This is a genomic window from Variovorax sp. BGA-UO-ETr-C22 (assembly GCF_059567965.1).
In genome coordinates, this window is the sequence record NZ_JCAQPA010000007.1 from 540,585 (window position 1) to 559,232 (window position 18,648).

Genomic DNA, 18,648 nt, shown 5'->3' on the forward strand with positions numbered 1-18,648 from the left:
GATGCGGTTGAACGCAACACCCCACAGCGGCCGGCCGATGGGCACGGTGGTGCGGAGGCTGCATGACGGCCGTTAACACCGTTCCCAAAAGTCAGCGCGCCCTGCTGAGCTACAGCGTCGAAGGGCTGCCGCACCGCGAAGAAGTGCTGCTCAAGTCGCTGATCCGGCTGCTCGACCACCGCACGCACCAGAACTGGTCGTGGAAGGCCGAACAGGCCGACCTGCGGGTCGTCGGCGACCAGGTCGCCCTCGCCGCCGCCTCGCCCCAACCGGCGGTGCCCACGTTGACGGTCGCCCATGCCGATCCGCAACGCGGCCCGTTCCTGGCCCTGCCGCTGCACACCGATGCGCTGGAAGTGGCGCTCAACCGCCTCGGCGCGATGGTGGTCCACGCCCGCGGCCTGGGGCTGGCTACGACCGAGGTGCCGATCGGCGAGCACGAAGAGTTCCGCATGCTGCGCTGGCCGCCCGCGGCCGTGCTCGAGGCGCCGATCCGCCTGCGGCTGGCCACGCTGATGTCCAACCGGCCGGCGTCGGTGCTGTCGCTGCAGCAGCGCTCGCCCGCCACGCGCCAGGAGTGCGCGGATTTCCTGGCCGACCTGCAGCGCGCCGGCCTGCTCGAACGCGCCGCACCACCCGGCGCGCTGGTGGCGGCCTCGGCCCCCGACAGCGTCTTTCCCGACAGCCGCTTCCCGGCACCCGCCCGCGACACCGTGCAGCCCGGCCTGCTCGCACGCATCAGGAACCGACTCGGCTTGCTGCCGTCAGGCCCTCAATGACCGTAGAACACAAGATCCTCTTCACCGGCACCATGGGCGCCGGCAAAACCACGGCCATCGCCGGCGTGAGCGAGATCCCGCCCGTGAGCACCGACGTGCGCAACAGCGACACCTCGGTCGCCAAGGCCACCACCACGGTCGGCCTGGACTACGGCGAACTCACGCTCGACAACGGCGAGAAGCTGCGCCTGTACGGCACGCCCGGCCAGATGCGCTTCGACTTCATGTGGCGCATCCTGGGACGCGGCGCGCTCGGCGTGGTGATCCTGGTGGACAACAGCCGCCCCGATCCGCTGGCCGACCTCGACATCTACCTGGACGGCTTCGCCGAACTCATCGCGCAGACCGCCTGCGTGGTGGCGGTGGGCCGCATGGAAACGCACCCGACCCCCGGCATCGACGCCTACGCCCGCCGCATGGAGGCCAAGGGCGTCGTGTGCCCGGTGCTGCCGGCCAACGTCACCGATGCGCAGCAGGTCGTGCAGCTGCTGGAACTGCTCCTGCTCCAGCTCGAGGTCTGAACGCAGGACGCCCCTCTTTTTCTCCTTTTCCTTCCATTCAGGCAGCAATGAACATCACTCCAAGAATCAGGCTTGCAGCGGAATCGGCCATCGACACCCTGATGCGGGAAATCAAGGGCGTGAAGGCCGTGGTGATCTCGACCGAGGACGGCCTGGAGCTGGCCGCGCGCGTCGAGAACACCGCGCAGGTCGCGCGCCTGTCGGCCATCGCCAGTTCGCTGGCCGCGCTGGGCGCCGTGGCCGGCGAGGAAAGCCAGCTGGGCCACTGCGACAACGTGGCGATCGAGGCCACGCACGGCCACATCCTGATGCTGCAGGCGCGGCATCCCGAGATGACGCTGATCGTGAGCGTGGTCACCAGCCGCGAAGCCATCATCGGCCAGGTCCTGTACTTCGCGAAACAGGCGACGCAGCTGCTGCAGCACGCCTGACGCCGGGCATCGGCGCACCACACCCATTCGACACCGGCAGCCGCCCATCCCCTTCGCCCGGGTGGCCGCCGACTTTCAGGGGCGAGGACTAGGAAAGATTTCGATGGCAAATATCAAGCAATCCATGGACGACCTGATGACCTGCGACGGCGCCCTGTGCGCGGCGCTGGTCGATTCGAGCAGCGGCATGATCCTGGGCCAGATCGGCTCGGGCGTCGATCTCGAGGTGGCCGCCGCCGGCAACACCGAAGTGGTCCGCGCCAAGCTGCGCACCATGCGCGACCTCGGCCTGAACGACAGCATCGAAGACATGCTGATCACGCTCGGCAAGCAGTACCACATCATCCGCCCGATGCAGAAGAAGGAAGGCCTGTTCGTCTACCTGGTGCTGGACAAGACCAAGTCGAACCTGGCCATGGCGCGCCGCAAGACGCTCGACGTCGAACAAGGCATGACGGTCTGAGACGCCCGCCGCGTCCCGCGCGGCAGCTTCGCCGCGCGGACGCATCAGGCGCGCATCAAGCGCGCGTCAGCAGCGTGTTCGACGGCAGCGTCTCGTCGAGCAGCTTGCGCGCTGTTTCCACGCCCGCCACCGGCAGCAGTGCCGCATCGAGCAGGCCCACCTGCACCAGCACGCTCGCCTGGTCCCAGTAGATGTGCTCGTGGTAGAGCTTGTCGCCGCGGAACTTGATGACCGCGAGCAGCGGGATCTCCACGCGCTTTCCGGTGGGCGCCACGCCGGGCAGCATCCACGGGATCTCGGTGGTGTGGGTGAAGCAGAACAGCATCTCGTCGACCACCTGCGTCGCGCCCACGGTGCGCGAGATCGGCACCAGCGAGGTGTCGGGCGGGTTGCTGTTGACGAAGTGGTTCGTATAGAACGCGTGCAGGTTCTTGTAGCCCACGCCACCGGTCATGGTCGGGATGTGGTTGACGTAGGGCTCGGCCACCATGGTGCCCATGGTGTCGTCGACGTTGCGCGTGCCGAACTCGTACTCGCAGTGCTTGTCCCACAGCGCCGCCAGGTCGTAGTTGGGGCCGATGGCCGACTTCAGCGCGGCCACGCTGCGCTCGTGCGCCATGAGCGCCGAGGCGCGGTGGAAGTGCTCGCCGCCCACGCGCGCAAAGGCGTGGTCGACGCCGGGGTACACATGCACCTCGACATTCGGCCGGCCGCGCAGGGTCTGCACGATGCGGTCGCGCGCCTCGGGCGGGCAGAAGCCGTCGAGTTCGGCCACGTGCAGCGCCAGCTTGCAGCGGATGCGGTCGGCCTCGTCGAGCGCGGCGTCGATGCCCACGCCGTAGTAGCCCACCGCCACGTCCGCGTCGGTGCGGCAGGCCGCCAGGTAGGCGAGCTTGCCGCCCAGGCAGAAGCCGAGCACGCCGACCTTGCCGCCGGGCACTTCGGGGCGCTGGCGCAGCGCGGTGATGGCGGCCTGCATGTCCTGCATGCCGAGCGCTTCGTCGAAGCCCTGGTACAGCGCGAAGGCGCGCTGCCAGTCGTCGGGTGCGTAGCCCAGCTGCACGTCGGGCTGCTGGCGCCAGAACAGGTCGGGCACGAGCACCACGTAGCCTTCCTCGGCGTAGTAGTCGGCCACGTCGCGCATGGTCTTGTTGACGCCGAAGATTTCCTGCGCGAGCACCAGGCCCGGGCCGGTGCCGCCGCGCGGCAGGGCGAGGTAGGCGCCGAAGCTGCCGCTGCCGTCGGCGGCCTGGATGCGGATGTCTTGCGACGAGGAGGTGGATGCCTGGTTCTGCATGGGTGTGTGACTCCGTTCAATGCTCAAAGGTGGACGTGGGGAACCAGGGGCTCACTGTACGCATTCCGGATGGCGCGTCGTGACCTGGTAGTAGCCCGAGTGAAAAACCAGCGGCTCGCCGTCGAAGCGTTCGTAGCCTTCGACCTCGCCGATGAAGATCAGGTGGTCGCCGCCGTCGTACTGTCGCACGTTGCGGCACACGAAGCGCGCGAGCACGCCGTTGAGCAGCGGCACGCCGGCCGTGCCCTCGCAGCAGTCGACACCGCCGAACTTGTCGGCCTGCGGTGTCGAGAACTGGCGCGACAGATGATGCTGCGGAGCTGCCAGCACGTTGATCGCGAAGTGGCTCGCGCCCGTGAAGTCGGCCACGCTGGGCGCCTGCCGCGCCAGGCTCCACAGCACCAGCGGCGGATCGAGCGACACCGACGAGAACGAGTTGGCCGTCATGCCGACGCGGCGCCCGTCGAGCGCGCGCGTGGTGATCACGGTGACGCCGGTGCTGAACTGGCCGAGCGCCTTGCGGAAGTCACGCCGGTCGAAGCGATCGACCGCGGCCTCGCGCGCCTTGGCTTCGAGAAAGCGATCGGCCTCGGCCGCGTCGAACCACCAGGGTGCGAAGTTGCGAGGGTCGTCGAAGCCGTTGACCACCGCGCTCGCCACGGCCGGCCTGTGCGTGGCGCTCTGCAGCAGCTTCTGCAGGTGCGGCGCGGGCGGCGTGAGCAGGCTGTGCGTCCAGTCGGTGGCCCAGCGGGCGTAGCCCTCCCAGTAGCGGTCGAAGGTCTGCTGCATCCATGCGGCGTCGAAGGGCGCGTCGCCGTGCTCGAGGATGCGCTTGAGGTAGATGTCGGCGGCCTTGGCCGCGTTGTTCGAGCCCTGCCCCGTGATCGGGTCGTTGAGCACCACCGCGTCGGCGAGCCCCAGCACCTGGCGGCCCGAGGGCAGCGTGGCCACCGGGTGGCGCACCACGGGCGTGACGCGGCCACGCAGCACGCCGTGGTCGTCGGTGAGCTCGATGTGTTCGCAGCGCTCGGCCTCCCACGGCAGGAAGGTGGCAAGAATCTGCTTGCTACGCGCCAGGTGCTCCTGCGGTGTCTTCACGTCGTCCCAGCAATCCATGGGGCCGCCCGGCACGCCTTCGAACACCATGATTTCGCACGGGCCGCTGGTGGTGAGCGCGGGGAACACGAAGTACTCGCCGACACCCGGAATGAGGTTGAAGCTCACGGCCGCGAACGGTTCGCGCGGGCGCATGCCCTTCACGTAGGTGAGCGCCAGCGCGCGCTGCGGCGCGTCGAAGGGCGAGCGCGCGTCATCGCGCGGGAACAGCGCCGAGATTTCGCCCTTGCCGCTCGCGACGACCACGAGATCGTGCATGCGCGCGCAGTCTTCCAGCGTGTCGAGGTCTGCGTCCTGGTGAACGAGCCGGCCGCCACGCGCCTCGAACAACGTCATCCACGCAGAGATCTTCAGCCGCTGGTCGACCGACTGCGCGGGGCCGTCGAGCTTCGCCTCCCACGCGATGGCGCGACTGCCTTCCGGGCTTCGCACCGACATGCCGATGCCCTCGACCACCGGGCAGGTGTCGGCCCAGCTGTCGAGCCCCAGTTCGCGCTCGGTCTGCAGCGCGGTCTCGAACATGCACTGGCTGGACATCACCGGCCCGTCGAAGATCTCCTGCGCCGTGCGGTTCGCATACACCGTCACGGCGTACCCTTTGGCCCGCAGGCCCAGCGCGAGCTGCATGCCGGACTGGCCGGCGCCGACGATGGCCACGCGTCGTGTCATGCGCTGGCTCCGCCTACGCAGCCGCCGCGGCGGCCGCGCAGGTGTCGAGGTAGCGGTCGGCCTCCTGCGGGTCGGCGAACCACGGGAAGAAGGTGCGCGGATCGTCGAAGCCGTTGGCGATGGCGCTGGCCATCGGCGCCACCGCGCCGGCGCTGCCGAGCAGCTTGAGCACGTGCGGCGGCGGCGGTGCGAGCAGCATGTTGGTCCAGCGCGTGACCCACTGCGCGTAGCCGAACCAGTAGCGGTCGAAGGTCTGCTGCATCCAAGGCGCATCGGCCGCGCCCTCGCCGCGCGCCAGGATGCTTTTCAGGTACGTGTCGGCGCACTTGGCCGCGTTGTTCGAGCCCTGCCCCGTGATCGGGTCGTTGAGCACCACCACGTCGGCCAGGCCGAGCACCTTGCGGCCCGAAGGCAGCGTGGCGATCGGCTTGCGCACGGTGGGCGCGAAGCGGCCGGCGAGGATGCCGTTGTCGTCGGTGAGTTCGATGTCGGCGCAGCGCTCGGCCTCCCAGGGCGTGAAGGTGTCGAGGATCCACTTGCTGCGCGCCAGGTGCTCCTGTGGCGACTTCACGTCGGCCCAGCAGTCCATCGGGCCGCCGGGCACGCCTTCGAACACCATGATCTCGCACGGGCCCGTGGTGGTGAGCGCCGGGAACACGAAGTACTCGCCCACGCCCGGAATCAGGTTGAAGCACACGGCCGAGTACGGCGTGCGCGGGCGCATGCCCTTCACGTAGGTGAGCGCCAGTGCGCGCTGCGGCTGGTCGTAGGTCGACTTGGCGGCATCGCGCTCGAAGAGCTTGGAGATCTCGCCCTTGCCGCTGGCCACCAGCGTGAGGTCGTGGCTGCGGGTGCAGGCTTCGAGGTCGTCGATGCCCGCGTCCTTGAAGACCAGCTCACCGCCCTTCTGCTGGAACAGCGCCATCCACGCCGGCACCTTCACGCGCTGGTCGACCGACTGCGCGCTCGAGTTCAGCCGCGCCGCCCATTCGATGGCCTTGGCGCCCTTCTGCTCGGGGTGCGGCACGGCGAAGCCGATGCCGTCGACCGTGGGGCAGTCGCTGGCCCAATGGTCGAGCCCGAGGTCGCGTTCGACCTGCAGCGCGGTGTGGAACATGCACTGGCTCGACATGACCTTGCCGTGGCGGATGTCGTCCGCCGTGCGGTTGCTGTACATCGTGACCTCGTAGCCTGCGTCCAGCAGACCGAGTCCCAGTTGCAGGCCCGACTGGCCCGCGCCGACGATGGCGATTCGCTTCATGGCTTGCTCCTTCTTTCGTTGTCTCGTGGGGTGTTGTTGTGGATGCCGATCAGGGTTCCATCAGGCGGGGAATCGCGGGCACGGCCTGCTCCGGGCCCATGGCGGAGTAGCCGCCGTCCACCGCGTAGTCGGCGCCGGTGACGAAGCTCGCGTGCTGGGAGCACAGGAACAGCACCACCTGCGCCACCTCGTCGGGGTCGCCGACGCGCCCCAGCAGGTGGTAGGGCGCGGCCACGCGGTCGGTGCGCGCGCGGTCGCCGCCCGTGAGCTGGTCCATCACGGCTGACCAGGTCCAGCCCGGCGAGACGCTGTTCACGCGGATGCGGTCGGGGGCGAGGTCCATCGCCATGTTGCGCGTGAGCTGCGCCATCGCGGCCTTGCTCACGGGGTAGAGCCAGCGCCCCGTCTGGGCCACGCGCGACGAGATGCTGGTGAAGTTGACCACCGCCCCGCCGCCGGCCGCCACCATGTGCGGGTGCGCCGCCTGCAGCATGGCCACGGCGCTGGCCACGTTCACGTTGAACGAGGTGAGCCAGTCGGCGCGCGGCGACTTGAAGCCGTCGTCCACGTACGAGCACGCCAGGTTGACGAGAAAGTCCACGCTGCCGTGGCGGGTGGCGGCTTCATCGACGCAGGCCTTCACCTGCGCGTCGTCGGTGATGTCGGTGCGCACGAAGCGCGCTCCGGCGCCCAGCGCGTCGGCCAGCGGCTGGCCCTTGTCGGCGTCGATGTCGGCGATGACCACCTTCACGCCCGCCGCGTGAAAGGCGCGCACCACGCCGGCGCCTATCAATGTCGAACCACCCGTGACGATGGCGCTTTTGCCTTCGAGTCCCTTGAACATGACGCTTGCTCTCCTCGGTTGAATCGCCGGTTCGGCGAATGGGCCAAAGGTAGAACGCAAGGCCTCGCCGGCCGATCCGGAAAACGCAGGCGCTGTCCCTGCCGCGCAGGTTTTTTCGGGGGTTCCAAGGGACGGCCCGAATTGTGGGCTGGAAGGCTTTTTGCTACGGTCACTGCGCTTCCCTATGGAAACCGCCACCGCCCCACGGCTGCCGCTGCAGCGTTACCGTTTGTTCGAGAGCCACGACATGGACGAGGCGCGCGAGAGCGTGGCCCGCGTGTTCTGCCCCCACGGCCTCACGATGCTGCGCCCACGCACCGAACTGGACGCCTGCCACCACAGCGCGCGGCTGCACCGCGACGTGAGCCTCAATTACGTGCAGTACGGCCCCGGCGTGCAGATCGATCCGGGCTACCTGCAAGACTTCTTCCTGTTGCAGATTCCGTTGCGCGGCGGCGCCGACATCCGCTGTGGCGGCCAGCAGGTCGAAGCCACGCCGCGCGTCGCCTCGCTGCCCTCGCCCACCGAACTGCTGTCGATGCGCTGGGCCGACGACAGCCCGCACCTGATCGTGCGCATCGCGCGCGCGGCGCTGCTGTCGCGGCTCGAGGCGCTGCTGCAGGCCCCCGTGCGCCAGCACCTGGTGTTCGACCTCGGCGTGCCGCTGGACAACCCCGCGCTCGCGCCGCTGGTGCATTTCATCGACTACCTGCGGCTCACGCTCGACGCCGGCAATGCGCTCCAAGGCGGCGGGCGACTGGCCGAGCATGCAGAGGAGTACCTGATGTCGAGCCTGCTGATGTCGGCCGGCCACAACCACTCGCGCGCCCTGGCCGGCGACGCGCAGCGCCACCTGCTGCCGCGCGCGGTGCGCAAGGCACAGGAGTTCATGGCCGCGCACGCCGAGCAGCCGCTGTCGCTGGCCGACGTGTGCCGCGAGGCCGGCTGCAGCGCGCGCGCCCTGCAGATCGCGTTCCGCCAGCATGCGGGCCAGGGACCGATGGAGTTCCTGCGCGAGCTGCGGCTGGACCGGGTGCGCGCCGAGCTGCAGGCCGCGTCCACGCAGACGGGCGTGCGCGACGTGGCGGAAAAATACGGCTTCCTTCACCTGGGCCATTTCGCGGCCCAGTACCGCGCGCGCTTCGGCGAGCGGCCTTCGGACACCCGCACGCGCCACGCACCGGCCGAGCACTGACCCGGCCAGTGCGTGTCGGGCTCAGGCCCGATCGCGGTGATCGGCTTCGCCGTGCTTCCAGTAGCCCTTGGCGGTCAGGCGCGTGCGCGCCAGGCCCTGGTCGTTCAGGAAATGGGCGCGCAACGTGCGCACCACGCCCGACTCTCCCGCCAGCCAGATGTAACCCGGCCCCGCCGGCTGCGGCCGGTGCATCAGCTGTTGTTGAAGCGCCAGCCCCGGCTCGGCCGGATCGCCGGTGAGCCAGCAGGTGCGCAACACAGCCTGGCTGCGGATCTCCTGCACATCGGCCGCCGTGGGCACTTCGACATAGGTCTTGAGGCGGATCTCCGGCCCGAGGCTCGCGGCAATCGACTGGATCGCAGGCAGCGCGGTCGCGTCGCCGGCCAGCATCACCCAGCGCGCGTCGTCCGGGAGCGCGAAACCGCCGTCGCGCGGGCCGGCGAAGCCGATGCGTTCGCCCGGCTGCGCCCGTGCCGCCCAGGCCGAGGCCGGGCCTTCATGGCCGCTGTCGCCATGCAGCACGAAGTCCAGCTCGAGCGTGGCGGCGACGCGGTCGATGCGGCGCAGGGTGTAGGCGCGCCCTTCGCCGCCGGGCACGAACACCTTCACCCAGGCGCCGGGTTGGTCGGCCGCCGCGTGGCGCAAGAAGGCGGCGACGTCCGGGCCGCCGAGGGTGATGCGGCGCATGTGCGGCGTCACGAGGCGGCACTGGAGGACATGGGCTTCCAGCCGCGTGCCCCGTTCGGGTGGGACCGCTGCGATTGGCTGCAGGAGCGGGAAGGCGGAAGGCAACGCACGCGGCGCGTGGGCCTCGGAGGCATTGGCTGTCATGGTGTGTGTATCGATTCGAATGTTGCGAACTCTTGAATGCGAGCATTTGCTCGGTTCTTCTTAGAATACGAGCCATCACTCGCATTGAAAACTCGCATTCGGACCATCCGATGAAATCCCTTCCCCAGCCAAGAAAGACGCCGCGCCAGGCGCGCTCGCAGCAGATGGTCGAGGTCATCCTGGAAGCCACGGCTCGCGTTCTGGGCGAGCGCGGCTATGCCGGCACCAACACCAACGTGGTGGCCGAACGCGCCGGCGTGAGCGTGGGCTCGCTCTACCAGTACTTCCCGAACAAGGACTCGCTGATCACGGCGCTGCACGAGCGACACGCCGCGCAGATGTACGCGGCCATCGACGACGTACTGGCCACATCGCGCGCGCGCAGCCTGCGCGGGCGCGTGCAGGCCATGGTGCGTGCACTGCTCGCGGCGCATGCGGTGTATCCCGAGCTGCATCGCGTGCTCGAAAAGGAGTTTCCCTTCTTCGATGCGCCGCGCGAAGAGAGTGCGGCCGATCACGACATCTTCCGGCGCGTGCGCCAGCTGCTGGACGAGCACCGCCCCGAGCTCGCGCCGCGCAACCTCGACCTCGCCACCTGGGTGGTGCTGCAGATCATGGAGACGCTGGTGCATGCGGCCGTCATCGAGCCGCCCGCGCAGTTCGAGCCGGCCGCGCTCGAGGCCTCGATCGTCGATGCGCTCATGGGCTATCTCTGCGGCCCGGCCGGGCGCTAGGCAGTGGGATCTCATGCGTGAACCTCCAGGAAGACGGGGACAGACACGGAAACACGTCCCCTCCTGCGCATGACAAATGAAAAGGAAAAATGGGAAGCCCAACCGCGCACGCCCTGCACCGCGCGGCTTCAATCTGGCAAAGGTTGTGCGGGTACTGAACGGATTCGGCCGCATCCGGCCTAGACTCCCCGCCATGAACGCCCAGCCCTTCCTCCACACCTTGACGTCCCGCCCCGGCGGTTGCACGCCTGCGTGGGCGCGGATGACAGCGGCGGCCCAGCAGACGCCCGCACATTCCTGAGCCCGGCGGTCCGCCTCTTTCCCCCTCTCTCTTTTCAGCGCAAACCATCGACCGCCGGGCACCTGCCCCGCGCGGCTGCGCCCCCGTCATCCGGGGTCGCGTTCGACTGGAGTGCGTCATGCATCATCATCAGGTTCAGCGGGAGCACGCCCTTCCCGGAGGCGGCGTCGCATCCAGCACGCCGTCTTTTCAATCCATCCTCGCCGTCACCGACCTGACGGCGCGCGGCAACCGCGCGGTCGAACGCGCCGCCCTGCTCGCGGCCGAACACGGCGCGCTGCTGAAGCTCGTGTACGCGCCCGCGGACCTCGCGCCGCTCGCGCACGCCGAGGCGGCCACCGCCCTCGCGGGGCTGGCCCGCGCCATGGCCTCGCGCTTCGATGTGCTGGTCAAGCAGGTCGCGGGGCCGGGCGGCGGCCTCGCGCAGATCGTGGACGAGGCACGCTACGTCGACCTCGTGGTGCTGAGCCACGAACGCGACCGCTCGCCCGCCGCCTTCTTCACCGGCCAACCCGTGGAGCGCCTGCTGCGGCAGCTGCGCTGCCCGGTGCTCGTGACGCGGCTCGACACGCGCCTGCGCTACAGCCGCATCCTCGTGGCCGTCGACTTCACGCCCGCCTCGCGCGAGCTCGTGAGCCTGGCCCACGGACTGGACCCCGACGCCGCGCTGGAGCTGTTCCACGCACTCAACACGATGCACGAGAGCAAGCTGCGCTACGCCGAAGTGTCCGAGCACGCCATCAAGACCTACCGCCACGACAGCATGCGACAGGCGCGCGAGCGGCTGTTCTCGCTCACCGACTCGTCGAGCGCACGGCGCAACCGCGTGCTCTCGGCCATCGGCCGCGGCGACCCGGCGCGCCAGGCCACGGTGCAGCAGCAGCATGCGCGCGCCGAGCTGCTGGTGGTCGGCAAGCGCCGCGCCCATCCGCTGGCCGACTTCCTGTTCGGCAGCGTGGCGCAGCGCGTGCTGTGCTGGGCCACGGGCGACGTGCTGGTCGTGCCCGCCGACCGCCGCGCCGACACCCCGTCGCTCGTCATTTCGAGGAAGCTGCAAGATGTTCGCTGAAGACCCCCTCACCAAGTACCCGCTGCGCCAGTCGCTGCTGCCCGGCGCCGAAGGCCTGGCCGTCTTCGCCCAGCGCGGGCCGGTCGACTGGCTCTCGCGGCCCGACCAGTACGTGTTCATCTGCGAAGGACGCGGCGGCCGGATCTACGCGGCGAACGAGGCCGCGCTCGAAGAGGCCCGGCAGCTGATCCGGGACGCGCACGGCGACCAGGTCGTCTCGCGCGAACCCGAGATCCACACCTTCGTCGATCCCGCGCTCGACGCCGTGGTCGAGCCGATCATGTTCCTGCGCCTGAAGAGCCCGCGCGCCTACGCCACCGTGCTGCGCGACGAACTCGACCGGCGCCGCGCGGACGTGAAGGAAGAAGACCTGCAGCGCCACGACGTCGTGATCCGCGCCGAGGTGCGGCTGGCCGACCTCATGGGTTACGCGAAGTCGGCACTGGCGATGTCGAACGGCTCGGCGGTGATCTGGAACTGGCTGCTGCGCTACGGGATGGCCTGAGGGCTGCGGCCGGGCGCCTTCTCCTCCCACAAACCCGGTAGCCGGATTTCGGCCGGCGCGGCTAGATTTGCGGCATGGCCGACAACCCGCTGTTCCTCTTCTTCACGATGACCGAGAAATTCTCGGACCACCTGAGCGCGACCGGCGCCTATCCGGAGAAGTTCGTGCTGAACCTGGCGCAGCACGACACCTACCTGCGCGACGTGGCGCTCTTCAACGCGGGCCGCCAGCGCCCCCTGGACCCGGCCTTGCACATGGGCATCCGCATCGAGATCGATGCGGCGTCGCCGGGCGTGATGGTGGCCTCCGACGGCACGCAGGTCCTGCTGCTGGGGTAGCGCTGCGCCTGAACTCGCGCAACCTGGGAAGGCACGAACCGGTCAATGACCGGACAGGGCGCCCGATCAAAACCGGCGCACCGCCAGGCAAAGGCGGCTGACGAGATCCTCCGCAGAATCGGACTCCCCTCGGAGCGACGCGCATCGCCAAGCGTCGATCGAAGTCCAAATGAACCTGAATCTGGGAACTGCTGCGTTCTTCACGGCGCTGGCGGAATTCGTCCTTGCCGCCGGCATGCTGGCGCTGTGGGCGAAGGGACGCGCGCGCTATCTGCTGGTCTGGGGCGTCGGCTTCCTTGTGTTCGGCGTCGGCGCCTTGCTGCTCATCCTGCGGGACAGGATCCCGGACTTCTTCTCCATCCTCCTCGGGAATTTCCTCACGACACTGAGTTCGGTCCTGTTCTACGTGGGCATCTGCCTGTTCTTCGACCGGCGCCGCGCGTGGCTGCCCTGGATGGCGGGGGTACTGGCCGTGGAAGTGGCCTTGCTGGCCCGCTTCTCCTATGTCACGTACGACACCTCGGCGCGTGTCTACGTGTACGGCGCGGCCCAGTCGCTGATCGCCCTGATGACCCTTCAGGCACTGTGCACGATGGGTCGCGGGCGCGGGGAAAACAGCAACCCTGAAGTGGTCGTCGTCGCCTTGCTGGCGTTGCTGGTCCATGGCGCACGCCTGGTCGGCACGCCCTTCTTTCCCGTGCCACAGGATTTTCTGGCGTCGGGCAATTTCCAGACCCTGCTGGCCTTCGGTTTGAAACTGACCCACATCGGCTACGCGCTCGCGTTCGGCAACATGCACGCCGCCGCCTTGCATGCCGATCTGCGCGCGGCCCTCGCCCACATCGAGGCCAAGGCCCATCAGAAAGTCGAGATCCTGGGCTACATCGGCCACGATTTGCGCGCACCGCTTGCGACGATCGGCGGGTACGCGTCTCTCCTGCTCGCCGATGCGCACGACAGGCAGCGCAAGCATCTGCTGACCATCCAGCGCAGCGTCAAGTACCAGCTCCACCTGATCGACGAACTGCTGGAATACGCCAAGGCAGAGCTGCAACCGCTGACGGTCCACCCCGTCACGACCGACCTGCCGCGCCTGCTGGACGACATTTCCGACTACGCCGTCGCCCTGTGCGCGCAGCGGAACAACCGCTTTCGCTACCGCCCTTCCAAGCGAATGCCCCGAGAGATCGGCCTGGACGGAAAGCGCATGCAGCAGGTGCTGCTGAACCTGCTGTCCAACGCCGCCAAGTTCACGCGCGACGGCGTGGTGACCTTGTCGGTCACGGCCCGGCCCGAGGGGCGCGCCTGTGTCTTGAACTTCGCTGTCAGTGACACCGGGATCGGCATCGACATGAGCCGGAACATCGACATCTTCGGCGCCTTCCAGCAGATGCACCCCGCGAGCGGCAGCACGGGACTGGGCCTGTTCATCGCGCAGCGCATCGTCTCGGCCATGGGCGGAATGCTGAGCGTGGCCAGCGTGGCCGGCCAGGGCGCGACGTTCTCCTTCACGCTATCGGTACCGGTCGATACCTCCGACGCGGACTGGCCCGTCGTCGCGCAGCGAGAGACAGCGCCTGGCGAAGCATCACCGACGCCCGCGATGCCCCGACATGCCATGCCGGAGGATCGCGCCCTGGACGAACTCGCCAGCCTGGCGCTTGAGGGCCGCGTCACGGACATCGAGCACTGGATCGCACGCCACGCCGACGAAGCCGCCTACGCGCCTTTCATGGCTCTGCTTGCCGACCTGCTGGAGCGGTTGGACTTGCGCGGGATTCACGCGCTGGTGAACCGCCCCGCCCAGTCCTAGATGTGCAGCGCGGCCAGCGCGCCGATCGCGACGCCCGCGACGGCCACGCCGTACATGGCGCGCTCCAGCCATTTCTTCCGGGTGAGCAGCGCAATGGCCGCCAGCGCGATGGAGACCTGCAGCACGGTGGTGGCCTGCGCCCAGCGGTGGTGCTGGTGCATCTGCGTCTCGGACTGCGCGTCCCAGCGGCTGGCCTCGTCCTCCAGCTTCTTGGCGGCGGCCTGGATCTCGGTCTTCTCCTGCTCATAGCGGGTGACCTTCACCTGCCAGCCCTGGCGACGGCCGTCGTCGGTGGCCGTGTCGCGTGCGAACTCCGCCAGCGCCTGCTTGGTGCTCTTCGACTGGAAGTAATTCCACTGGTTCGAAGCCTCGGTCTTCTTGATGGCCGCGTTGTTCTTGTAAAGGCCGGCGTTGGCCTGCGTGGCCCCGCCCATGTACGCGAAGATCGCGCCCGCCGTCGCAATGGCGGCGGTGCTCACGGCGATCTTTCCCGTCGTGCTCATGCCCTTGCCTGAAGAGGCGGCACCGTCATGGCCGTGGCCGTGGCCGCCGGAGGCGGCATGTTCGAGTTCGTGATCGTGCGGACCATGCACGTGAAAGCCGTGTCCTGACATGAAGTTCTTCTAGGCGTTGTTGTTGGAAATCTGGAGGGCGCGCGAGTATGCCCGGACTTCACGTGTTGATGGCTCGGTGAAAGTCCTGTCGGCCCTGCGGATGCGCAGGGCGCGCAGGCAACCGCCGGGAGCGCGTGGCTGCGCTCGGGAAACGTGCTGCGCTCAGGTCAACCGCGCGTGCATGCGAGCCGGGCCTGGCAGCAGATCACTGATGCCAGGCCCGGCAGATTCGCAGGGATCGACGTTCCCGATGTCAGTCGCGATCCTCGTAGTAGCGGCGGTGCTGCTCGCGCTCCCATTGCCGGCGGCGCCATTCGCGGCGCTCTGCGCGGCGTTCCTCCCAGCGTTGCGCGCGACGTTCTTCCCAACGGGATTCAGGCTCGTAGTAGACAGGTGCAGGGGCGGAGTAGACCGGCTGTGCGGGCTGGTAGTAGGTCGGGGCTGGCCTAGAGTAGACAGGCGCCGGCTCGTAATAGACCGGTGCCGGCTCGCTCACGACCACGCCAGGCAGGTTGACGCCAATGGACCAGCTGGTGGCCGCACTGGCCGATGCGGCGGTGAAAACGGCGGCGGCAGCCACGAGACCTGCGACACCGAGCTTGAGAGTGGACCGGGGAAAAATCATTTCATCTCCTGGAGGGCGAGAAACTGCCCTGATGCATCACCAACGCCTGGCCTGGCGGCGTCGCGTACATCGCCACGGTGAAGAACGTTCCCAAATGTCACGCTGCCAGCTGGTCGAGGTGGGTTAGCCGGAATCCCAGGAACAAGTGCCCATCCGCGCCCAAGCCCCGGAGCAAAACAAAAAGCCCCAGTAGCAGAACTGCTACTGGGGCTTGTGTTTGGCGGAGTGGACGGGACTCGAACCCGCGACCCCCGGCGTGACAGGCCGGTATTCTAACCAACTGAACTACCACTCCTGGTAGACAACGTTCGTTCCTTGCGAAACCGAGTGTTGACGACTCGTGCCGACTTCACCGAAGTGAAACTGGCGACCCTACGGGGATTCGAACCCCGGTAGCCACCGTGAAAGGGTGGTGTCCTAGGCCTCTAGACGATAGGGTCAAAACCTTGGACGTGCTGCGATCAGCATCTCTAACCTACTCGACACTTTGATGGTGGAGGTAAACGGGATCGAACCGATGACCTCTTGCATGCCATGCAAGCGCTCTCCCAGCTGAGCTATACCCCCGTGTGGGTGTCGAGCCTCGAATTATAGCCCGATTTTTCAGGCCTTTTTCAATCGCTCGATAACTTTTTCGCGGGAAAAAATTTCGAGCACTGAATCGAGGGACGGTGTCTGCGATGTTCCCATCACAAGCACTCGTACTGGCATCGCTAACACGGGCATTTTCAGCGCGTGTGTCGCGAGGACTTCCTTGATCATAACTGCGATTTCGGCCCTCTCCCAGGCGACCGTCATCAATTTTTCAACGAGTGTTGCGATCGCGGGCTTCACTGCATCGGTGATGTGCTGCGCGCGGTCTGCGTCGGTCACTTCGATGTCCGCATAAAACGCTGCAGCCCAACCAGCGAGCGCCACAGTCGTATCGCAACGGTCCTTGAAGAGCGCGCAGATCGCAGGCAAACGTGCGTCGGCGACGATGCCGCGCTTTTGCAACTGCGCTGCAACAAGCGGTGCAAGCTCCTCGCCGCTCTTGGCCTTGATGTACTGCGCATTCACCCATGCGAGCTTGGCCGCGTCCCACTGCGCGGGGCTCTTCGACAGGTGCGATCCGTCGAACCAGCTCACCATCTGCTCGCGCGTGAAGAGCTCGTCGTCGCCGTGGCTCCAGCCCAGGCGCGCGAGGTAGTTGAGCATGGCTTCGGGCAGGTAGCCGTTGTCCTCGTACGCGGTGACGCTCACGGCACCGCGGCGCTTCGAGAGCTTCTGCCCGTCGTCGCCGAGGATCACGGGCACGTGGCCGAACTGCGGCAGCGGTGCGCCGAGCGCGCGGAAGATGTTGATCTGCCACGGCGTGTTGTTGATGTGCTCGTCGCCGCGGAACACGTGCGTGATGGCCATGTCCCAGTCGTCGACCACCACCGCGAAGTTGTAGGTCGGCACACCATCAGGACGCAGGATGATCAGGTCGTCGATCTCGCGGTTGTTGATGGTGATCTCGCCCTTGACGAGGTCGTTCCACGTCACGTCGCCTTCGGGCGGATTGCAGAAGCGCACCACGGGCGGCACACCTTCGGGCACGGGCGGCAGCACCTTGCCCAGCGCCGGACGCCAGCGGCGGTCGTACAGCGTCTTCTCGCCGCGCGCGCGTTGGGCTTCGCGCATCTCGTCGAGCTCGGCCGGCGTGCAGTAGCAGTGGTAGGCCGTGCCGGCCGCGAGCATCTGCGCGATGACTTCGCGGTAGCGCTCGAGGCGCTGCATCTGGTAGATCGGGCCTTCGTCGTAGTCGAGGCCGAGCCAGTGCATCGACGCGAGGATCTGGTCGGTCGAGTCCTGCGTGGAACGGGCCACGTCGGTGTCCTCGATGCGCAGCACGAACTCGCCGCCGTGGTGGCGCGCGTAGGCCCACGAATAGAGTGCGGTGCGCGCCGTGCCCAGGTGCAGGAAGCCGGTGGGAGACGGTGCGATGCGGGTGCGAACTTTGCCGGTCATGAAATGAAAAATCAGGAAGTCAGGGTACTCAGGCCGCGCGAAAGGTCGGCCGTGATGTCGTCGATGTATTCGAGGCCGACCGCGAGGCGGATCAGCCCCTGGCTGATGCCGGCGGCCTGGCGCTGCACTTCGGTGAGGCGGCCGTGCGAGGTCGTGCCGGGGTGCGTGATGATGGTCTTGGTGTCGCCCAGGTTGGTGGCGATGCTCACGACGCGCGTGCTGTTGATCACGTGGAAGGCGTTGGCGCGCGCGGCGTCGGGCGTGTCGCCGACCACGTCGAACGACACCACCGCCCCGCCCTGCCCCGACTGCTGGCGCATCGCGAGTTCGTGCTGTCCATGCGAGGCAAGACCGGGGTAGTACACGCGCGCAATGCCGGGCTGCTGCTCGAGCCACTGCGCCACGGCCAGCGCATTCGCGCATTGCGCCTTCATGCGAATGCCGAGCGTTTCCATGCCCTTGAGCACGACCCACGCATTGAATGGCGACAGCGCCATGCCGGCGGTGCGCACCACGGGGCCGAAGACATCGACGATGAGCTTCGACGGACCGCAGATCGCGCCAGCCATCACACGGCCCTGGCCGTCGAGGTACTTGGTGCCCGAATGAATGATCAGGTCGGCGCCCAGCTCGGCCGGCCGCTGCAGGATCGGCGTGCAGAAGCAGTTGTCGACCGCGAGCAGCGCGCCCACGCCGTGGGCCAGGTCGGCCAATGCCTGGATGTCGCAGACTTCCGTCAGCGGGTTGGTCGGCGTTTCTGCGAAGAGCAGCTTGGTGTTGGGCTTGAGCGCCGCGCGCCATTCGGCCACGTCGGTCTGCGAGACGAAGGTGGTCTCGACGCCGAACTTGGCGAACTCCTTGCCGAACAGGTTCAGCGTGGAGCCGAACACCGAGCGCGAGCAGATCACGTGGTCACCGGCCTTGAGCAGGCCCATGCACATCATGAGGATCGCGCCCATGCCGGTCGAGGCGCCGATGGCGGCCTCGGTGCCTTCGAGCGCGGCCAGGCGCTGCTCGAAGCTGGCCACCGTCGGGTTCGAGGTGCGCGAATAGGTGAAACCGGCCTCGGTGCCGGCGAAGCGGCGGGCCGAGGTTTCGGCGTCGGGCTGCACGAAGCCGCTCGTGAGGAACAGGGCCTCCGAGTGCTCGCCGTGCTGGCTGGGCGCCAGGCCGGTGCGCAGCGCGAGGGTGTCGCGGTGCAGGCCGGGTGGCAAGGTGCGTTCGTCTTGGCTCACGTCGGCCCTCTCTTC

The 18,648-nt window shown here is 68.0% G+C and carries 18 protein-coding genes, 3 tRNA genes and 2 pseudogenes; 10 read left to right on the forward strand and 13 right to left on the reverse strand.

The window, feature by feature from the left end; translation table 11 throughout:
* The first annotated feature begins 62 nt into the window (after positions 1-62).
* The 4 genes from AC57B8_RS06365 to AC57B8_RS06380 all read left to right on the forward strand — a co-directional run bounded on the left by AC57B8_RS06365 (position 63) and on the right by AC57B8_RS06380 (position 2,194).
* Positions 63-779 (forward strand): hypothetical protein, encoded by a 717-nt coding sequence (locus AC57B8_RS06365; RefSeq protein WP_070062429.1) that lies wholly within the window; start codon positions 63-65, stop codon positions 777-779.
* Complete coding sequence (locus tag AC57B8_RS06370) at positions 776-1,300, forward strand: GTP-binding protein (protein WP_496478995.1); 525 nt, start codon at positions 776-778, stop codon at positions 1,298-1,300. The genes AC57B8_RS06365 and AC57B8_RS06370 overlap by 4 nt, the downstream gene beginning before the upstream one ends.
* Before the next feature lie 47 nt (positions 1,301-1,347).
* On the forward strand, positions 1,348-1,731 hold the full coding sequence (locus tag AC57B8_RS06375) for a roadblock/LC7 domain-containing protein (protein WP_062469906.1): 384 nt from the start codon (positions 1,348-1,350) through the stop codon (positions 1,729-1,731).
* Between the two features lie 103 nt (positions 1,732-1,834).
* Positions 1,835-2,194, forward strand: coding sequence for a hypothetical protein (locus AC57B8_RS06380; protein WP_095746312.1), 360 nt, complete (start codon positions 1,835-1,837; stop codon positions 2,192-2,194).
* Positions 2,195-2,249: 55 nt separating this feature from the next.
* Here the strand turns inward: AC57B8_RS06380 and AC57B8_RS06385 are convergent, their stop codons facing one another.
* From AC57B8_RS06385 to AC57B8_RS06405, 5 genes and pseudogenes are all read right to left on the reverse strand, one after another.
* Complete coding sequence (locus AC57B8_RS06385; protein ID WP_496478996.1) at positions 2,250-3,491, reverse strand: dienelactone hydrolase family protein; 1,242 nt, start codon at positions 3,489-3,491, stop codon at positions 2,250-2,252.
* Between the two features lie 51 nt (positions 3,492-3,542).
* Positions 3,543-4,031: pseudogene (locus tag AC57B8_RS06390) on the reverse strand (flavin reductase family protein); the annotation flags it as partial.
* Positions 4,032-4,040: 9 nt separating this feature from the next.
* Positions 4,041-5,276, reverse strand: a pseudogene (locus AC57B8_RS06395) (styrene monooxygenase/indole monooxygenase family protein); the annotation flags it as partial.
* Between the two features lie 13 nt (positions 5,277-5,289).
* Positions 5,290-6,537, reverse strand: coding sequence for a styrene monooxygenase/indole monooxygenase family protein (locus tag AC57B8_RS06400; RefSeq protein ID WP_496478997.1), 1,248 nt, complete (start codon positions 6,535-6,537; stop codon positions 5,290-5,292).
* Positions 6,538-6,586: 49 nt separating this feature from the next.
* On the reverse strand, positions 6,587-7,381 hold the full coding sequence (locus AC57B8_RS06405; RefSeq protein WP_496478998.1) for an SDR family oxidoreductase: 795 nt from the start codon (positions 7,379-7,381) through the stop codon (positions 6,587-6,589).
* A gap of 184 nt (positions 7,382-7,565) precedes the next feature.
* Between AC57B8_RS06405 and AC57B8_RS06410 the strand changes: the two genes are divergently transcribed.
* Positions 7,566-8,576: an AraC family transcriptional regulator gene (locus AC57B8_RS06410; RefSeq protein WP_159275867.1), complete on the forward strand. Its 1,011-nt coding sequence runs from the start codon at positions 7,566-7,568 to the stop codon at positions 8,574-8,576.
* Positions 8,577-8,597: 21 nt separating this feature from the next.
* Here the strand turns inward: AC57B8_RS06410 and AC57B8_RS06415 are convergent, their stop codons facing one another.
* Entirely contained in the window at positions 8,598-9,407 is an 810-nt protein-coding gene (locus AC57B8_RS06415; RefSeq protein ID WP_369646202.1) for a siderophore-interacting protein, read from the reverse strand.
* A 110-nt stretch (positions 9,408-9,517) separates the two neighbouring features.
* Here AC57B8_RS06415 and AC57B8_RS06420 point away from each other — a divergent pair, with 110 nt between their 5' ends.
* From AC57B8_RS06420 to AC57B8_RS06440, 5 genes are all read left to right on the forward strand, one after another.
* Positions 9,518-10,141 (forward strand): TetR/AcrR family transcriptional regulator, encoded by a 624-nt coding sequence (locus tag AC57B8_RS06420; RefSeq protein ID WP_496478999.1) that lies wholly within the window; start codon positions 9,518-9,520, stop codon positions 10,139-10,141.
* Positions 10,142-10,560: 419 nt separating this feature from the next.
* Positions 10,561-11,511 (forward strand): universal stress protein, encoded by a 951-nt coding sequence (locus AC57B8_RS06425; protein ID WP_095746320.1) that lies wholly within the window; start codon positions 10,561-10,563, stop codon positions 11,509-11,511.
* Complete coding sequence (locus tag AC57B8_RS06430) at positions 11,501-12,016, forward strand: hypothetical protein (protein WP_496479000.1); 516 nt, start codon at positions 11,501-11,503, stop codon at positions 12,014-12,016. The genes AC57B8_RS06425 and AC57B8_RS06430 overlap by 11 nt, the downstream gene beginning before the upstream one ends.
* 74 nt (positions 12,017-12,090) lie before the next feature.
* Positions 12,091-12,354, forward strand: a complete 264-nt coding sequence (locus tag AC57B8_RS06435; RefSeq protein ID WP_070062421.1) for a hypothetical protein — start codon at positions 12,091-12,093, stop codon at positions 12,352-12,354.
* A 169-nt stretch (positions 12,355-12,523) separates the two neighbouring features.
* Positions 12,524-14,167, forward strand: a complete 1,644-nt coding sequence (locus AC57B8_RS06440) for an ATP-binding protein (protein ID WP_496479001.1) — start codon at positions 12,524-12,526, stop codon at positions 14,165-14,167.
* Here the strand turns inward: AC57B8_RS06440 and AC57B8_RS06445 are convergent.
* The 7 genes from AC57B8_RS06445 to AC57B8_RS06475 all read right to left on the reverse strand — a co-directional run bounded on the left by AC57B8_RS06445 (position 14,164) and on the right by AC57B8_RS06475 (position 18,633).
* Positions 14,164-14,781: a DUF4337 domain-containing protein gene (locus tag AC57B8_RS06445; RefSeq protein ID WP_062469943.1), complete on the reverse strand. Its 618-nt coding sequence runs from the start codon at positions 14,779-14,781 to the stop codon at positions 14,164-14,166. The genes AC57B8_RS06440 and AC57B8_RS06445 overlap by 4 nt on opposite strands.
* A 253-nt stretch (positions 14,782-15,034) precedes the next feature.
* Positions 15,035-15,406: a hypothetical protein gene (locus AC57B8_RS06450; protein WP_159275861.1), complete on the reverse strand. Its 372-nt coding sequence runs from the start codon at positions 15,404-15,406 to the stop codon at positions 15,035-15,037.
* Positions 15,407-15,624: 218 nt separating this feature from the next.
* A tRNA-Asp gene (locus AC57B8_RS06455) sits at positions 15,625-15,701 on the reverse strand.
* A 69-nt stretch (positions 15,702-15,770) separates the two neighbouring features.
* Positions 15,771-15,846: transfer RNA gene (locus tag AC57B8_RS06460), tRNA-Glu, on the reverse strand.
* A gap of 51 nt (positions 15,847-15,897) precedes the next feature.
* Positions 15,898-15,973: transfer RNA gene (locus AC57B8_RS06465), tRNA-Ala, on the reverse strand.
* Between the two features lie 36 nt (positions 15,974-16,009).
* Positions 16,010-17,398 carry a glutamate--tRNA ligase gene (gene gltX / locus AC57B8_RS06470; protein WP_496479002.1) on the reverse strand — a complete coding sequence of 463 codons (1,389 nt, stop codon included), beginning with the start codon at positions 17,396-17,398 and terminating at the stop codon, positions 16,010-16,012.
* Positions 17,399-17,409: 11 nt separating this feature from the next.
* Entirely contained in the window at positions 17,410-18,633 is a 1,224-nt protein-coding gene (locus tag AC57B8_RS06475) for an O-succinylhomoserine sulfhydrylase (protein WP_070062416.1), read from the reverse strand.
* Between the last annotated feature and the right edge of the window lie 15 nt (positions 18,634-18,648).

Coding starts and splice junctions, on each gene's coding strand:
- AC57B8_RS06365 (WP_070062429.1), top strand. CDS start 63: ATGACGGCCGTTAACACCGTTCCCAAAAGTCAGCGCGCCCTGCTGAGC.
- AC57B8_RS06370 (WP_496478995.1), top strand. CDS start 776: ATGACCGTAGAACACAAGATCCTCTTCACCGGCACCATGGGCGCCGGC.
- AC57B8_RS06375 (WP_062469906.1), top strand. CDS start 1,348: ATGAACATCACTCCAAGAATCAGGCTTGCAGCGGAATCGGCCATCGAC.
- AC57B8_RS06380 (WP_095746312.1), top strand. CDS start 1,835: ATGGCAAATATCAAGCAATCCATGGACGACCTGATGACCTGCGACGGC.
- AC57B8_RS06385 (WP_496478996.1), bottom strand. CDS start 3,491: ATGCAGAACCAGGCATCCACCTCCTCGTCGCAAGACATCCGCATCCAG.
- AC57B8_RS06400 (WP_496478997.1), bottom strand. CDS start 6,537: ATGAAGCGAATCGCCATCGTCGGCGCGGGCCAGTCGGGCCTGCAACTG.
- AC57B8_RS06405 (WP_496478998.1), bottom strand. CDS start 7,381: ATGTTCAAGGGACTCGAAGGCAAAAGCGCCATCGTCACGGGTGGTTCG.
- AC57B8_RS06410 (WP_159275867.1), top strand. CDS start 7,566: ATGGAAACCGCCACCGCCCCACGGCTGCCGCTGCAGCGTTACCGTTTG.
- AC57B8_RS06415 (WP_369646202.1), bottom strand. CDS start 9,407: ATGACAGCCAATGCCTCCGAGGCCCACGCGCCGCGTGCGTTGCCTTCC.
- AC57B8_RS06420 (WP_496478999.1), top strand. CDS start 9,518: ATGAAATCCCTTCCCCAGCCAAGAAAGACGCCGCGCCAGGCGCGCTCG.
- AC57B8_RS06425 (WP_095746320.1), top strand. CDS start 10,561: ATGCATCATCATCAGGTTCAGCGGGAGCACGCCCTTCCCGGAGGCGGC.
- AC57B8_RS06430 (WP_496479000.1), top strand. CDS start 11,501: ATGTTCGCTGAAGACCCCCTCACCAAGTACCCGCTGCGCCAGTCGCTG.
- AC57B8_RS06435 (WP_070062421.1), top strand. CDS start 12,091: ATGGCCGACAACCCGCTGTTCCTCTTCTTCACGATGACCGAGAAATTC.
- AC57B8_RS06440 (WP_496479001.1), top strand. CDS start 12,524: ATGAACCTGAATCTGGGAACTGCTGCGTTCTTCACGGCGCTGGCGGAA.
- AC57B8_RS06445 (WP_062469943.1), bottom strand. CDS start 14,781: ATGTCAGGACACGGCTTTCACGTGCATGGTCCGCACGATCACGAACTC.
- AC57B8_RS06450 (WP_159275861.1), bottom strand. CDS start 15,406: ATGATTTTTCCCCGGTCCACTCTCAAGCTCGGTGTCGCAGGTCTCGTG.
- gltX (WP_496479002.1), bottom strand. CDS start 17,398: ATGACCGGCAAAGTTCGCACCCGCATCGCACCGTCTCCCACCGGCTTC.